15 protein-coding genes are annotated in these 14006 nt (G+C 63.7%); 1 reads left to right on the top strand and 14 read right to left on the bottom strand.

Annotated features, from left to right (window positions below; translation table 11 throughout):
• Positions 1–25: 25 nt before the first annotated feature.
• The 7 genes from Q1L59_RS09975 to Q1L59_RS09945 form a co-directional block, all read right to left on the bottom strand.
• A complete protein-coding gene (locus Q1L59_RS09975; protein ID WP_300331633.1) occupies positions 26–574 on the bottom strand; it encodes a phasin family protein in 549 nt (182 codons plus the stop codon).
• A gap of 33 nt (positions 575–607) precedes the next feature.
• On the bottom strand, positions 608–1159 hold the full coding sequence (locus tag Q1L59_RS09970; protein WP_300331631.1) for a phasin family protein: 552 nt from the start codon (positions 1157–1159) through the stop codon (positions 608–610).
• A gap of 269 nt (positions 1160–1428) precedes the next feature.
• The gene (gene lptA / locus Q1L59_RS09965; protein ID WP_300331628.1) at positions 1429–2043 is read right to left on the bottom strand and encodes a lipopolysaccharide transport periplasmic protein LptA; all 615 of its coding nucleotides are present in this window, start codon (positions 2041–2043) and stop codon (positions 1429–1431) included.
• Between the two features lie 11 nt (positions 2044–2054).
• Positions 2055–2633 carry an LPS export ABC transporter periplasmic protein LptC gene (lptC, locus tag Q1L59_RS09960; RefSeq protein WP_300331626.1) on the bottom strand — a complete coding sequence of 193 codons (579 nt, stop codon included), beginning with the start codon at positions 2631–2633 and terminating at the stop codon, positions 2055–2057.
• Entirely contained in the window at positions 2630–3184 is a 555-nt protein-coding gene (locus tag Q1L59_RS09955) for a phenylphosphate carboxylase subunit delta (RefSeq protein WP_300331623.1), read from the bottom strand. The genes lptC and Q1L59_RS09955 overlap by 4 nt, the downstream gene beginning before the upstream one ends.
• Positions 3185–4168, bottom strand: a complete 984-nt coding sequence (locus Q1L59_RS09950) for a KpsF/GutQ family sugar-phosphate isomerase (RefSeq protein WP_300331621.1) — start codon at positions 4166–4168, stop codon at positions 3185–3187.
• A 223-nt stretch (positions 4169–4391) separates the two neighbouring features.
• Positions 4392–5111, bottom strand: a complete 720-nt coding sequence (locus Q1L59_RS09945; protein ID WP_300331618.1) for a prepilin-type N-terminal cleavage/methylation domain-containing protein — start codon at positions 5109–5111, stop codon at positions 4392–4394.
• A gap of 185 nt (positions 5112–5296) precedes the next feature.
• Here Q1L59_RS09945 and Q1L59_RS09940 point away from each other — a divergent pair, with 185 nt between their 5' ends.
• Complete coding sequence (locus tag Q1L59_RS09940; RefSeq protein ID WP_300331616.1) at positions 5297–7030, top strand: sensor histidine kinase; 1734 nt, start codon at positions 5297–5299, stop codon at positions 7028–7030.
• On the opposite strand, the gene Q1L59_RS09935 is transcribed toward Q1L59_RS09940, so the two are convergent.
• The 7 genes from Q1L59_RS09935 to Q1L59_RS09905 form a co-directional block, all read right to left on the bottom strand.
• On the bottom strand, positions 7021–8304 hold the full coding sequence (locus Q1L59_RS09935) for an adenylate/guanylate cyclase domain-containing protein (protein WP_300331613.1): 1284 nt from the start codon (positions 8302–8304) through the stop codon (positions 7021–7023). The two genes, Q1L59_RS09940 and Q1L59_RS09935, sit on opposite strands and share 10 nt — an antisense overlap.
• Positions 8305–8432: 128 nt before the next feature.
• On the bottom strand, positions 8433–9188 hold the full coding sequence (locus Q1L59_RS09930; RefSeq protein ID WP_300331611.1) for a prepilin-type N-terminal cleavage/methylation domain-containing protein: 756 nt from the start codon (positions 9186–9188) through the stop codon (positions 8433–8435).
• The gene (locus Q1L59_RS09925; protein WP_300331608.1) at positions 9185–10126 is read right to left on the bottom strand and encodes a hypothetical protein; all 942 of its coding nucleotides are present in this window, start codon (positions 10124–10126) and stop codon (positions 9185–9187) included. Before Q1L59_RS09925 ends, Q1L59_RS09930 begins: the two co-directional genes overlap by 4 nt.
• A 3-nt stretch (positions 10127–10129) precedes the next feature.
• Positions 10130–10582 (bottom strand): hypothetical protein, encoded by a 453-nt coding sequence (locus Q1L59_RS09920; RefSeq protein ID WP_300331606.1) that lies wholly within the window; start codon positions 10580–10582, stop codon positions 10130–10132.
• A gap of 68 nt (positions 10583–10650) precedes the next feature.
• Positions 10651–11253: a hypothetical protein gene (locus Q1L59_RS09915; protein WP_300331603.1), complete on the bottom strand. Its 603-nt coding sequence runs from the start codon at positions 11251–11253 to the stop codon at positions 10651–10653.
• A complete protein-coding gene (locus tag Q1L59_RS09910; RefSeq protein WP_300331600.1) occupies positions 11250–12794 on the bottom strand; it encodes a hypothetical protein in 1545 nt (514 codons plus the stop codon). Before Q1L59_RS09910 ends, Q1L59_RS09915 begins: the two co-directional genes overlap by 4 nt.
• Positions 12795–12801: 7 nt before the next feature.
• On the bottom strand, positions 12802–14004 hold the full coding sequence (locus tag Q1L59_RS09905) for a type II secretion system F family protein (RefSeq protein ID WP_300331597.1): 1203 nt from the start codon (positions 14002–14004) through the stop codon (positions 12802–12804).
• Between the last annotated feature and the right edge of the window lie 2 nt (positions 14005–14006).

The following is a 14006-nucleotide window of genomic DNA, read 5'->3' as shown; positions in this document are numbered from 1 at the left end:
AGGCGTGACGCGCTGCGCGAACGGCCTACTTCTTGGGCGTCAGCGCTGCCGCGGCTTGGGCAGTTGCGCTTGTCGCTGCCTTGACATTGGTGTCGACGATGTCGGTCATCTGCTTGGCCATCTGCGAAATGTTCTCGAAGGCGGTCGTCGAGGCGTTCATCATCTGCTTCATCGCAGCACCGAAGACTTCGCCGCCGATCGGGCTGGCGAGGCCGGTCTTCTCGATCAAGCCGGAAGCATTGTGGCGCACGTTGTTGTATTGCTCTTCCATCACTGTGGTGATTTCACGCTGCATGTTGGCCGCCAGTTCGTACAGGTTGCGCGAGTACTCGAGCAGCTTGTCGACGTTCGGCCGGGCAACCGACGCGGCAACATCCTTCAGATCTTCCGGGCTCCTGACGTTCAGCAGTTGCTGAGCGCCGCTGGTGCTGGAATTGAACAGCTCGCGACTGGCTGCGAGGTTGAGTGCCGACAACTGTTCCAGGCCATGAAAGGCGGTGCGAACCAGCGTCATCATGACTTGGGCGTTGGCCTTCTGGCTCTGGGCCAGTTGTTCGAGATCGATATTGCTCATGAGTCTCTCCGTGAATGACAAGCGTGACCGGACTTACTTCTTGACGCTGGCAGCCGTTGCGCCGACCGCCTTGACCGTTGCGTTGGTCGCCGCGGCGACGTTCGCTTCGGCGATTTCGGCAACCTGCTTGGCTGCTTTGTTCATGCTGTCGAAGGCTGAAGTGGCGGCCGAAATAGCCGACTTGACGGCAGAAACGGCGACATCGGAGCCGGCCGGCGCGTTCTTTGTTGCCTTCTCGAGCAGCGCCAGCGTTTGTTTCTGGAACTCGGCGAACTGCGCTTCGAGCAGTTTCGACATTTCTTCCTTCGACTGCGCCGAAATCTCGTAGACACTGCGCGTGTAGGCAACCGCCTTTTCCAGGCTGGGTTGGGCAAGAGAAGCCTGCACGGCGAAGAATTCCTGCGCGTCCTTGGCGCCGAGCATCGCCTTCGCATTGGCAACGCCGTCTTCCAGCATCGAGCGGGCGGTGTTGAGGTTCAGCGCGGCGATACGCTCAGCGCTTGCCAGGGCGGTGTTGGCAAGGGTCAGCATGGCGTCAACGGAAGCCTTGTTGGCGGCGGCGAATTGCTCGGGGGTGGTGAACATGGTCAATCTCCTTAAGAAAAGAGGCACAACACAACAACGGCAGGTCTCGTTTGCCGATGCCCGAATCAGGGGCCAAGTTCTTTGCTGCACTGCACCATGACGGCGATTATAGACATCTGTTGCCGCTTGTCAAGCCTTTTTTGTGCGCCGCACAAAAAAGGCTAGGCGACTAATAAAAAAGACTATCCTGTTCTTGTCCGGATTTGTTGTTGCACTGGTGTGGGATGTTGCTGCGCGACAATACCGGCCGCCTGGCGGTCTGCGTCGGCCTAATCGCTTCTTGGCGCGACGTTCGCGGCAGGCTTGAGGATCAAAGGTGGACCCTTCTGGGCGGCAGGAGCCGCGTCCGCCTTGCCCTTGCTCTTTGGCTGAATGATGGCCCGCACCCGCGCCTGACTGGCTCCGCCGACGTTCTTTGCTGCGCCACCGGTCGTCGCCAGATAGGACTCGTTCAGTCCGTCGTAGGAGATATACTGCCCGCGCACTTCGTCGAGTCCGCTGCGCACCCAGGCGCGATTGAAGAACTCGGCTTTTTCGCTGCGCGCATCGTACTCGATGCGCTCGGCTTCGCCTTCGATGTATTCGTCGCGACCTTCGCGCTTCTGCCGGAAGCGCGCCAAGCCGTTTGCGCCACTGGTCGCCGTACCTTTCTGGAAGCCGTCGGCATCCTGCGTGACGACCAGGTGGTTGGTCCGGATCTCGATCGTTCCCTGGATCAGGACAACCCGTCCTTCGAGGGTCTGGATCTTCTTGATGTCGTCGATGCTCATCCGATCCGCCTCCAGGTGGACCGGCTTGTCGCGATCAGCGCGCTCCGCGTGCGCTGGCAAGGCAAGGGCGAGCAAGAGACACGAGGCGACGCTGGCGCAATAGTTGATTTTCATGTTGACGTTTCTCACTTGAGCCTATGGCTGTCGATCAGCCCGCTGACCTGCGTTTCGAGGACGTAGGTCCGCAGCTTGTTGTCGACCTGCATTCCGACCCCTTGAATCGACGATTTTCCCTGAGTGATCATCACGTTGGCCTTGGTAAATGCTTTTTCTTCGTCGGGCAGGGCGGTGAGCTCCGAGGTTCTGACGAACAAGGCCTCGTGTTTGCCGTCAGCTTCGCGCTGTACCTCGACATCCCCGCGCAGATCGACGCGCTCGGCTTGCGAGCTCAGGCGGCCATGCGCTGCCTTGACGATCAGTCGTGGCCGCCCCGGCTGCACGTAGACCAGCGTCGGTTTGATCAACTCGGTTGAATCGTCGTCCGGATAGTGACGCAGTTCTTCGGCAACCAGCGTATGCCGCAGCGTACCCGACCTGTCGAGTTTGCGCACGGTGACCTCGCTCACGACATAGTCCGGATCGTGGCGATGCCTGCCGTCGGCATGGGCGTCCGGGAACTCGGTCGCGTAGCGCAACCAGAAGGTCAGGGCGGCCAGCGTGAGCAGAATGCTGATCGGCAGGACTGCCGTACTCCATTGCCTCATTGGCGGTCCTTCGGCAGAAATGGGGCCCAGGCGGCAGCCAGTTTGTCCTGCGCTGCCAGAATGAACTCGCAAGCCTCGCGTACCGCGCCGCGGCCGCCGCCGCGCGTCGTCGTCAATCGCGCGTGCTGCCTGACGATGGCCTGCCCGTCGCGCGGCGTCGCCGAGAAGGCGCAGGCGGTCATCACCGGCAGGTCGACCAGGTCATCGCCCATGTAACCGGCCTCGCTGAGACCGAGGCCGACTTCGTCGAGCAGTGTGCGCATGACCTCCAGTTTGTCGTGGACGCCTTGAAAGAGATACGGGATGGCAAGATCCTGCGCGCGCAACTCGACACAAGGCGCGCGCCTGCCGGTGATGATGGCAACGCTCACCCCCGCCTGCTGCAACAGTTTCAGGCCCAGGCCGTCAAGCGTGTTGAAGGCCTTCAGCTCGATTCCCTCGTCGCTGTAGATCAGGGAGCCGTCGGTCAGCACGCCGTCGACGTCAAAGGCCATCAGCTTTACCCGGCGTGCGCAATCGACGGCCTGCGCGTGCCTCGCAGCAGGATTCATCTAGATGACCTTGGCCTGGAAGAGATCGTGCATGTTGAGTGCTCCAAGCAGCCGCGACTCCTCGTCGACCACTGGCAACTGGTTGATCTTGAAGTTCTCCATCATCTCGACGGCCTCTACGGCCAGCTTCTCGGGAGTAATCGTGTGGGGACGACGCCCCATGATGTCGGCGGTGGACAAGGTTCGCAGATCGAGGTTGCGCGCGAACGCGCGGCGCAAGTCGCCGTCGGTAACGATGCCGATCACCCGCTGCTGTTCGTCGACTACGGTCGTCATGCCGATACCGCCGCGCGACATTTCGAGGATCGCCGCGGCCAGCGGGGTCTCCGGACGAACGTGCGGCGCCGCCGAGCCGCTGCGCATGACATCGCGTACGTGCGTCAGCAAGCGCCGGCCGAGCGCGCCGCCGGGGTGCGAACGGGCGAAATCGTCGCGACCGAAACCGCGTGCGTCGAGCAAGGCGACTGCCAGTGCGTCACCCAGCGCGAGCGCCGCCGTCGTGCTCGCGGTTGGCGCCAGATTGAACGGACAAGCTTCCTGCGCGACGGCCGCGTCGAGATGGATATCCGCGGTGAGCGCCAGCGACGATCGGCCGTTGCCGGTCATGCTGATCAGCTTGCCGCCCTGGCGCTTGATGATCGGTACGATGGTGAGCAGTTCGGCACTCTCGCCGGAGTTCGACAGCGCGATCAGCACATCATCGCGCGTGATCATGCCGAGGTCGCCATGGCTGGCTTCCGCCGGGTGGACAAAATACGCCGGAGTTCCGGTGCTGGCCAGCGTCGAGGCAAGCTTGCGCGCGATGTGGCCCGATTTGCCCATGCCGCTGACGACGACTCGCCCGCGGCAGTTCAGGATCAGCGCCAGCGCTTCGAGGAACGCGCCGTCGAGCCGCTCGCTCAGCGCCAGTACCGCTTCTGCTTCGATCCGCAGAACCTGGCGGGCAAGGTCGAGAGCCTTGGCTGACGGCTGGGGTCGACTCATGAGCGTGCGGCGCGTGTCATGCGGCGAGTATAGCAGAAGGCTACGGACGGCTGCCTCATCGCGCGCCAGACACTGCTGTGGCGCTCGCTACGCGTCGTCCCTCACGCACCAGAAAAAACTGCCGCACCGGTGGGGCCGGGGCGGCAGCTAGCGCTAGGCGGCGGTCCGCGCGCCACGCGCGGCCGGCGCAAACACGGTCAGGGCTGGCGCATTCTGGCTTGCCTCAGAAACCGGCGCAGACCGTGTACGATGAACCATCGACGATGGCCGTGGTGGCGACTGCCGCAGTGCCACGGGCAGCCGTGTCGAGAACGGCGCGCACCGAGCCGGTCGCCGTGTTGCCGTCATCCATCGTCGAATCGATCTGCTTGACGTAGCGCCCGAGAATTCCGCGCGAGCAGACGAAGAACGAGCCGCGCATGAGCTGGATCCAGGGTGCCGCTGCACCGGCTGCGTTGACGCCGCTTTCGATACCGACGAAGCCGCCATCGGCGTTACGCATCCGGTAGCCGACGTCGGTCAGCACGGTCGGACCGCTGGCCAGATTGGCCAGGCGTACGTGTTGCCAGAAGAGAGAGCTTTCCTCGGTGGCGACGCCCGTTCCGGTCGCGCCGCCCGCGTTCCAGTTGCCGTCGATGCGGCCATTGTTCTGCGCGCACAGGCCGCCAGCGGCGGGTGCGCACGGGGTGGCCGCGGCAGCGGCGCCGAAAGCGTCGGTGAGCTGCGCCGCCGTCTGGTCGCCCGGGAAGGCCTTGAAACGATCCTGGTAGGCATAGACCAGGCTCGACACGGTGCGGAAATCATTCACCATGTTCTTGACTTTGGCGCTGTTGATCAACTCCTGGCCCTTCAGGACCCCGCCCAGAAGCAGGCCGATGATGACGAGTACAATGGCTATTTCGACCAGGGTAAAGCCCGACTGCTGTTTGCGCAACTGGTTCATCTTCTTCTCCGTATTGTTTCAGGACACCGTGACCAGCACAAAGGAGCATGTTCCATGCCAGCCTTGGCAGGCGGATTGAGCCACGCGCGCACCGGCATCTGTCTGCTTTTCGACACTCGTGTCGAGAGTCCGACTGCCTGCGCCGTGTGCACTATGTCACATTCGGACCGTAGCGGGCGCCGCGAGTGACCGCTCTGCAGCGACTGGGAGCTGCCCTGCACGAGCGCCAGCGCTGGCTGGTGACGGCCTTGCTCGCGCTGCTTCACCTGGCCCTGGTCAGCCGCGCTGACGGCGCGATCAGCCTGTTGTGCTGGTTGGTCGATGTCGGTCTGTTCATCCTCTGGCAGCCCTTCATCTATGCCGAGCGCAAGATCGACCTGGGCGGACTGACGGTGATGGCGCTGGTCCTTGGTGCCGGTGTCGTCTGGTACGGCGAATGGCTGCTGATCGTCTGGGTGGTCATGCTTGCTGCGCTGGTCGGCGGGCGCGTGATGTTCATCGATCATCGGCCGACGCGCGTCTTTTACCTGGCCGCTTTTGCCTACTTGCTGGCTGCCCTGCTTTTCGAGCTGGTCCCGCGCGCCGTGCCCGAGACGACGCAGTTGGGGCCGTCGCTCGATCGCGAGTTCGCCTGGGGGATGCCGGTCGTCCTGTTGCTGATGACCTTGCTGCCGTTTTCGCGCGCCAGCGATCGTCGCAGCGGCGGCATGATCGACCTCTTCTACAGTCTTTTCATCTTCCTGTTGATCGCCGTGCTGGTCCTTGGCAGCCTCGCGTTCATGCTCTTCGAGGGAATCAGCTATCTCGCCGCGGTGGTCGACACGCTGCTCGCGATGGCCGCGCTGCTGCTGCTCATCGGCTGGGCCTGGAACACCCGGCCAGGTTTTACCGGGATCGGCGTCTTCTTTTCGCGCTACCTGCTGAGCATTGGTCTGCCACTGGAAAACTGGCTGCATCGTCTGACTACGCTGGCGGCTCAGGAGAGCGATCCGGAAAGCTTTCTCGGTCAGGCGCTGGCCGAGATGCTCGATCTGCCTTGGGTGGCGGGTGGCACGTGGAGCGTCGGCGCACGCGGCGGCAGCTTCGGCAACTCGGCCCGTTTCAGTCACGACTTCACCAGTCAGCCGCTGCATCTGAGCCTGTACACGCGGCACCGCCTGAGTCCGGCGCTCGCCTGGCATTTCCACCTGCTTGCTCGCCTGGCCAATGAACACTATGTCGCCAAGCTGCGCGCGCGCGAACTGCAACAGCTTGGCTATCTGCGGGCGATTCACGAAACAGGCGCGCGGCTGACGCACGATGTGAAGAATCTGTTGCAGTCGCTCAACAATCTGTGCTACCTGGTGCAGACGAGCCGGGACGACGGAGAGCGCTGCGACCTCATTTTGCAGCAGCAACTGCCACAGATCACCCAGCGCCTGCAGCATGCGCTGAACAAGCTGCGCCAGCCGCACAGCGAGTCCGGGAATCTGCTCCCGGCGGAACTGTGGTGGCGGATTCAGCAGCAGCGTTTCGCGCATTCGCCGGTGCTCTTCACGGCCGCCGATTTCGCCCCTGACGTCAGGGTGCCGGCCCCGCTGTTCGACGCGGTGGTCGACAATCTGCTGCACAATGCTCTGGCCAAAGCGGCGGCAGGCGGCGATCTGCAGATTCGGGTCGCGCTGGCGGCGGACGCTTCGCTGCTCACCGTCTGTGACGACGGCGATCCGGTCGGTGACGACATCCTGCGCGATCTGCTGCAGGCGCCGGTGGCTTCGCTCAGCGGGCTGGGGATCGGTCTCTATCAGTCGGCGCGGGAAGCAGCCAATTGCGGCTACTGTCTGCGCCTGGCGAGCAATGTCCGCGGCCGGGTCTGTTTCGAGTTGCGCCGCGCCTCGGGGCGCGTTGGCGATGATTCTTTCACCGGTGCTCAGCCCTGATCGACGCCTGAGGTGCGGCGACCGATCAGCCCGTACACGACCATGTTTCCCTTGCCCTTGACCTGAATGGTGCGCGGCTGGTGAAACACGAAATCCTGGCGCAGACACTGGTAGCTGCGCGCATCGACCTGAACGATGCCCGGAATCGCTTCGCTGGTCACCCGGCTGGCGATGTTGACGGTATCGCCCCAGAGGTCATAGATGAACTTCTTCTTACCCACGACGCCAGCGACAACCGGGCCGCTGGCGATGCCTATGCGCACCGCCAGGCGCCGGTCATTGACGCTGAAGTCGTGCTGCAGGACCGCGCAGATGGCGAGCGCCATGTCGGCCAGCGCGGCAAGGCAATGGCCGCTGCCGTCAAGGCCGCCGGCAACCATATACGCGTCGCCGATCGTCTTGATCTTCTCCAGACCGAAGCTCTCGGCCAGTTCATCGAAGCACGAGAAGATTTTGTTCAGCATGGCGAACACCTGCTGCGGTGTCAGGCCTTCGGCGACCCGGGTGAAATCGACGATGTCGGCAAACATCACCGAGACCTCCGGGAAGCCATCAGCGATCGGCTGATCGCTGTTCTTCAGGCGTTCGGCGATCGCTCCCGGCAGAACGTTGAGCAGCAGTCGCTGCGAACGTTCCTGCTCGCACTGCAACAGACGATGCGCTTCGCGCAGGCGCTCCTGCACACGGTGCTTTTCGCTGTCGGAGTGGCGCAGCAGCAGATAGACGATGGTCGACATGGCGCCGAAATTCAGGGCAAAAAAGAACGTGCTGGTTTGCGCCGAAACGCTCTCCGCACGCGTTGTCCAGAGCTCGACCAGGTAGTACTCGACTCCGCCCGATGCCACCGTTAACGCGACATAGGCGAGGAACCAGACGACCGACTGGCGTGGCCCGACGAAGATCACCGCACCGATCGGAGCGAGCAGCGCCCACAGACTGATCCCGCTCGCCTCGGTGAAGCTGCCGATACTCCATTGCGCAACGAAGGGAATGATCAGGAACAGGCCGAGTTGCGTCGCCCGGAAGACGCGAAAGTTGAGCGTGTGGACGTAGACGAGCAGATTGCCGACAAGCAACAACTGAACACCGAAGGGGAGGGTGGAAGAATACTGCGGGCCGATCAGCCGATAGATCAGCAGCCAGACCATCGAAGCCAGCGTGATCAGGCCGGTCGCGAAGAACAACAGCGACTTCTGCAGCCTCAGATCCTCGGAGTCTCCCGGGTCCGCGCCAGCGCTGCGCAGCCTGGCCAGGAAGGTCGATCGGCGACTCATTGAATCATCAACATGGAGCAGAGCAGGGCATCGGGCTATTGGACTCCAGAATCCTCGCCGCCGTCAATGCGAACGAGTGGCCCAGCGGTCGTCGTCGCGCCGGGCAGTGGCTGCGCAGCTCTTGCGCGCTAAGGCAGCCTGCCGGCCGAGACCATGCGGTTGATCAGGATGAACGGAGAAATCCAGACCAGAATGTCGTCGAACTCGCCGCCGCCGGCCGGGTTGGTCGAGGGCAGGCGGGCGAAGAAGTTGTTGGTCGTCGGGGTGGCTGCGTTGACGTCCTCGTCGAGATTGGTCGCCGAGCTGTCAGCCAGGGGCGTGCCATCCTCGCGCGTGCCCCAGTTGTTTCTGCCATGCGAGAAGACGACGGCGGGCGCGCACGGGAAGCACCCGCCAGCGCTGCCGATCAGGAAACTGGCGTTGCCGGCGGCGTCGCGCGTCTGTACCCTCTTGTTGCCGCTCGTCGTCAGCGTGAACGCCGCGTTGGCATAGGCGGGAGTGACGCTGTAACGGATGATCTTGTTCCACGCGTCGGTTTTCTTCACCCCCAGCGTCGTCCACGGGATGAATCCGGTGCACGCGGCATCGTTCGCACACGGAGCCGGGTTTTCGACGCCATCGATGGCGGTCGTCGCCGGGCGCGGCAAGCGGCCGTTGACCATCGCGAAGCCGTACAGCGCTTCGCGCACGTCGTTGATCTGCTGCTGTGTCTCGTTGTACTGGCGCTGTTCGACGTGGACCGACAAAGGCACGATCACACTGCCAAGCAGCAGCCCGACGATGACCAGGACGACGGCCATCTCGACCAGCGAAAAACCGCGCGCGGGCCGCCTCCGGCACGCCTCGCGGTGGCCGCTGATCATCGGGCACGGCGGCGGTTTCATGGCACGACATCCAGCGTGACGTTGCCAATGGCGATCCGGACCAGATTGGCGTTTAAGCGCTGATAAGCGATCAGTGGCAACCAGGCGTTGTCGTTCAGCCAGGCCTGCGCAGGGGTCATCGTCAGCTCGCGGTACGGCAGGCCACCGCTCGCCTCGCCGCTGTCGGCAAAGCCGTCGCCGCCGCTGTCGGCCCAGGGGAATGCCCCTTGCTCGGCGCGGTAGCGGCGCAGGCCCGAGCTTGTCGGCGCGCCGCGAAGTTCGGCGAGAACCCGCCGCCTGACTGGGCGGAAAAGGTCGTCCTGGGTGATCGCCAGGGCTGTGTCGTTGAACGTCGGCGACGCTGGACCCGAGGCGTAGGCATTGTCGCCGTCAGCGTTCGTGCCGTCGAGATAGTCGGCCACCGCATTGCTCGGCCGACCGTTCTGACCGGCCAGCGAAGCACCTGCGGAAAAGATGATTGCCGCAACGTTCGGCCTGCCGTCGAGTGAAAGCTGTGCGACGAGCTGCGCGTTGATCGGTTGCGCGCTCGGGTGGTCACGCAGGTTGGTGGAGAGCGCGTACCACAGACGTTCGCCGTTGCCGTCCAGCGCTTCGGGCACGTGCAGCGTCCTCCAAGGCAGGCGGCCGATGTAGGCGGGGCAGTTCACACCGGCGAACATTTCGCTATCGCCGTCGTTATCGGTATCCGGACAAGGCAGGCTGCCGGGGCGATTGTCATCGCTCGCCGCGCGGCCGAGCAACGCCTCTTTGGCCTGGGCGAGAGCGGTACTCGTCGTTCGGTCGACTGCACCGCGTGCGTTGGCCGCCGATTCGCCGCCGCGCTGCTGGATCAACCAGTTCGCGGCAGCGAGAAACGCGAGCAGCATCAGAACCAGCAAGGCCGCCCCCTGCTCGCTGGCGGGCGACTGGTGCCGCGGGTGGTAGTGGCGAGTGTACACGACCTAGTGCCGGGCACCTGACCGGGCGCTGACCTGCCCGCCGTTCAGGCCGTCGCTTATCTCGCCGGTCTGCCGGTTGAGCGTATCGCCGACGCGTGCCCCGAGGTTTCGTGCATCGCTCGTGCGGACGACGATGCGCCCCGGATCGGTTGCTTGCGGCCGAACCGTCACTTGGCTTCCGCTTTGCCGCTCGTCGTGTGCGATCCCGTTGATCCAGGTCGTTCGCCGACCGCTGCTGCGTAGTACGACGCCGTCGATCGTCAGGCGGGGTTCGCCGCTGACCTCCTTCTGTTCGAGGGTGTTCATCTGTCGCTTGCGGTCGAGCTGTTGTCGCTGTTCGGCGGTGAAGAAGAGCCGCCCAAGTGGCTCCTCCGCCGCGTTCGGCAAGCCCGCCGAGAGCGCCAGGGCAAGGGCCAGCGTGCGCCCACCTCGGCTCAGCAAAGTGCCGATGTTCATCGGTGTGGCTCCTCCTCGTCAGGAGCAGTAGCGCGCGGCCATCGGTTTTCTCGGTTCATCGCCAGCGCCTATCTCGCTACGCTGTCACGTAGCGTCAACCAGTCGATTTCGCAGTCGGCCGACAGATTGGCCAAGCCCTTGCTGCGTTCTTCGGTTTCCGCCGGCAGCAGTGCCAGATTGCAGATGCGCACGCGGATCAGCGCCCTCGCGTCCTTGCGCAGGTCGCCGATCAGACGGGTCAGATCCTCTTCGTGCAACAGCTTGGCGTGCAGCTTCATCAAGCTGGCGTAGAAGACGAAGCCGCCAGTCGGATTGCCCTCGAGCTGGCGCTGCGGCATGATTTCATACTCCAGGTCCGCCAAGTGGTACTTGCCGCGCAGATCCTTCAGGAGCTCGACCCATTCCAGGCGCTGCTCCTCGCCAATCGTACCGCGTGCCTCGAGGGCCTTGAAGACGAGCGAGCGTTGCCTGATGTCCGCCTCTTCCTGGCGTACCTGCTGCAGTTTGCTTGCCGCCTCATTGCGTTCCGCGATGGTGCCATCCCTCGCCGCCTGCGCGGCCTCCCGGTTGGTATGCGAAACATATACTGCGACGACGCCGGCCGCCAGCATCAGCACCGCTGCCAAAAGGCTGAAGCGAACCTTGGGGAAATCTGCGCGGCCGAGTTTCATGCACCGGCCGCCCGGCTGAGCCTGACGCTGAACACGCGCGGCTGGCGATTATCGAGATCGGCGCTGCTGCTCTTCAGCGACTTGCCCGAAGCGACATCAAAGGGCTGTCTGAGGACGACCACATCCAGCCCGGGGTTGCGACGCAGCGCGTTGATAAAGGCATGCAGCGCGTGCAGCACCTGGCGTGGATTGCTCGCCTCGTCGAATCCGATTCGGCCGTGCACGACGATCGTTTCGCGCTCGCCGCCAGCTTCTCGGTGGCGCTCGTCACTCCCCTCGCTGACGCCTTCGGCCGACGGCGATGCGCCGCCTATCTTCCACTCGATCGCTTCCAGCTCGACCGAACCGGCGAGCGCCAGCGCCCGACTGATCATTCGGTACGAGGCATCGGGCAGGGGGCTGTTTCTTTCGAGGTCGGTGTAGCGCTCGATCACGGCGCGCAGGTTGTCGGTCGTCGTGGGAATCGGGGGGAACGTTGTGACGATCTCGTCGTATCGCCGGCGCGCTGCGCCTGCGTCGCCCTGCAAGCTACGGATCTCCTCGTGCAAGGCGTAGGTGTCGAGTACCTCGGTGCCGGCGAGAAGCAGGCAGCCGATCAGGGCAGCGGCGCCGGCGCTGCGCAGTATCGAGCGCAAGAGCCAGAGGTGATAGTCGTGCCGCTGTTCGTCGTCGGCGAACTGTTCGCGCGGGGGCGCGTTGGCGAGCAGGCCGAGGAAGATCGCTTCGCAGCCGCTGTCGGCCGGTGCCGTCTTGAGTTTGCATTTCCTGGCCGTCTCGTCGCTATCGAGGATGACGAACGACAGCGAAGCGGTGTCGATACACCGGTTTTCGATCGCCCGGCGCGCTCCGGCGTGCGCGAGCAGATAAGCGGTGATCGGCTGCTGCCGCGTCAGCAGGCGCTGGCTGACCAGATACTGCTGCAGTTTGAGCGTTTCGCTGGCAAAGCTCTGCGCGATGTCCTCGACGCCGTCGCCGTGCAGCGGTGTCAGTCGGCTGAAGTGCAGGCGGCCGTTCTCCAGATAGCTCTGCCGGATGCTCTGATCCTGAATGCTCAGCAGGAGGCAGCGTTCGTCGCCAACGGCCAGCGCGCGCAGCAGCAGAGGTCCAAGCAGCGACAGCGAATGGATGCCGGCGAGCGGCGCTTCGGCGGCCGCGATTGCTGCCAGCCAGGGCGCAAGAAAAACGCGGTCGGTCAGCGCGGCGAGCAGGATGCGCTCGTCCTTGCGCCGGGATTTCGCGTATCCGAGCGACAGCGAAGTTGCCAGCGGCGCATTGAAGAAGATCTGGCTGAGCTTGCGCTCGACGATCGCCCGCCGATCGGCACGGCGCAGAAAGGGGATGGTTTCTGTGTGAAAGCCTTCCTCGGCGACGTTGGCCAGCAATAGGTAGATGCTTCGGGCGTGATCGGCGAGATAGCGGGCAAACTGCGCGTGCCCGCTCTCATTTGCCGGGAAGGACAGTGTTTCGCTCAGTCGGCCACCTTGCCAGGCGTAGACGACAGCCTGGTGTACGGTGAGATAGATCAGACGGCGACCGGGCATGGCGGGTTCAGGGCCTGATCCGGCTGATGACCTCGTACACCGGGCCGAGAACAGAAAGCATGATCCAGCCAAGCAGGCACCCCATGACGACGGTAAGGATCGGCTCGATCAGTTGCTGAATCCTCTGGACCGATTCGTGCACGTCGCGCGTATAGAAGTAGCTGACGTTGGCCAGTGCCTCGTCGAGTGCGCCGGTGTTCTCGCCGACGCGCAGCATGCGGATGACCAGCGGCGGAAAGAATCCGGTCTGTTGAAAGGCTCCGGTGACATTGTTTCCTTCGCCGATCAATTGCTCGACGCGTGCGAGGCCTTGCCGAATGACCAGGTTGCCGACTACTCCCTGGGTTGCGTGGATCGACTCGATGATCGGTATTCCGGAAGCGAAGAGCAGGGCGAAAGTATTGGCGAAGCGCGAGAGGATGATCTTGCGCTGTATCTGGCCGAGCAGGGGCATTTCGAGCAGGATGAGGTCGAAGCGGTAGCGCGCTTGCGGGTTCCTCTGCAGAACGAGGCGCAAAGCGAGGGCGGCGAGGACGAGGACGAGCAGCAAGACGTACCAGTAGCCGGCGAGCAGGTCGGACACGAAAAAAAGCACTTGCGTTTGTGTCGGCAGCGCTTGTCCCATGTTTCTGACGAACAGCTTGAGCTGGGGAACCATGTAGATCATCAGAAACGCGGTTGCGGCGAGGACGACGGTCCCGACGAAGGCCGGGTAGGCGATCATCTTCTTGGTCTGGGCGGCAAGTTCGTCTTCCCAGCGCAGTGATTCGTGCAGACTCTTGAGGACTTCGGGGAGTCGGCCGCTGGTTTCGCCGGCACGCACAAGGTTCACGAAGATGCCGTCGAAAACGCGGGGATGCGCTTCCATTGCCTGCGACAGCGTCTGCCCGCCTTCGATCGCCTCGATCAGGCTGGCGACGACTTCACGAAAGCGCGGCTGGTCTACGCTGTCGCGCAGGTCGGACAGCCCTTCGAGCACGGGAACGCCGGCGCGCAGCAGTTGCTGCAGGTGAAAGCAGAAGTGGATCAGTTCCTGGCGCGGCACACGGTCGCCAGCAAACAGGCGGCGGTTGCCGACTGGCGCGCCGCGCACCAGGTCGAGATCCATTCGGCGCAGGCGCATGTCGAGATCGACCAGGTTGCGTGCGTCGATCCGTCCGAGAACGATACGTCCGTCGGGATTGACCGCCTTGTAGCTGTACAGTGGCATGA

Source organism: Accumulibacter sp. (assembly GCF_029255125.1).
Taxonomy (GTDB): Bacteria; Pseudomonadota; Gammaproteobacteria; order Burkholderiales; family Rhodocyclaceae; genus Accumulibacter.
This window is presented reverse-complemented; position numbering and strand designations above follow the sequence as displayed.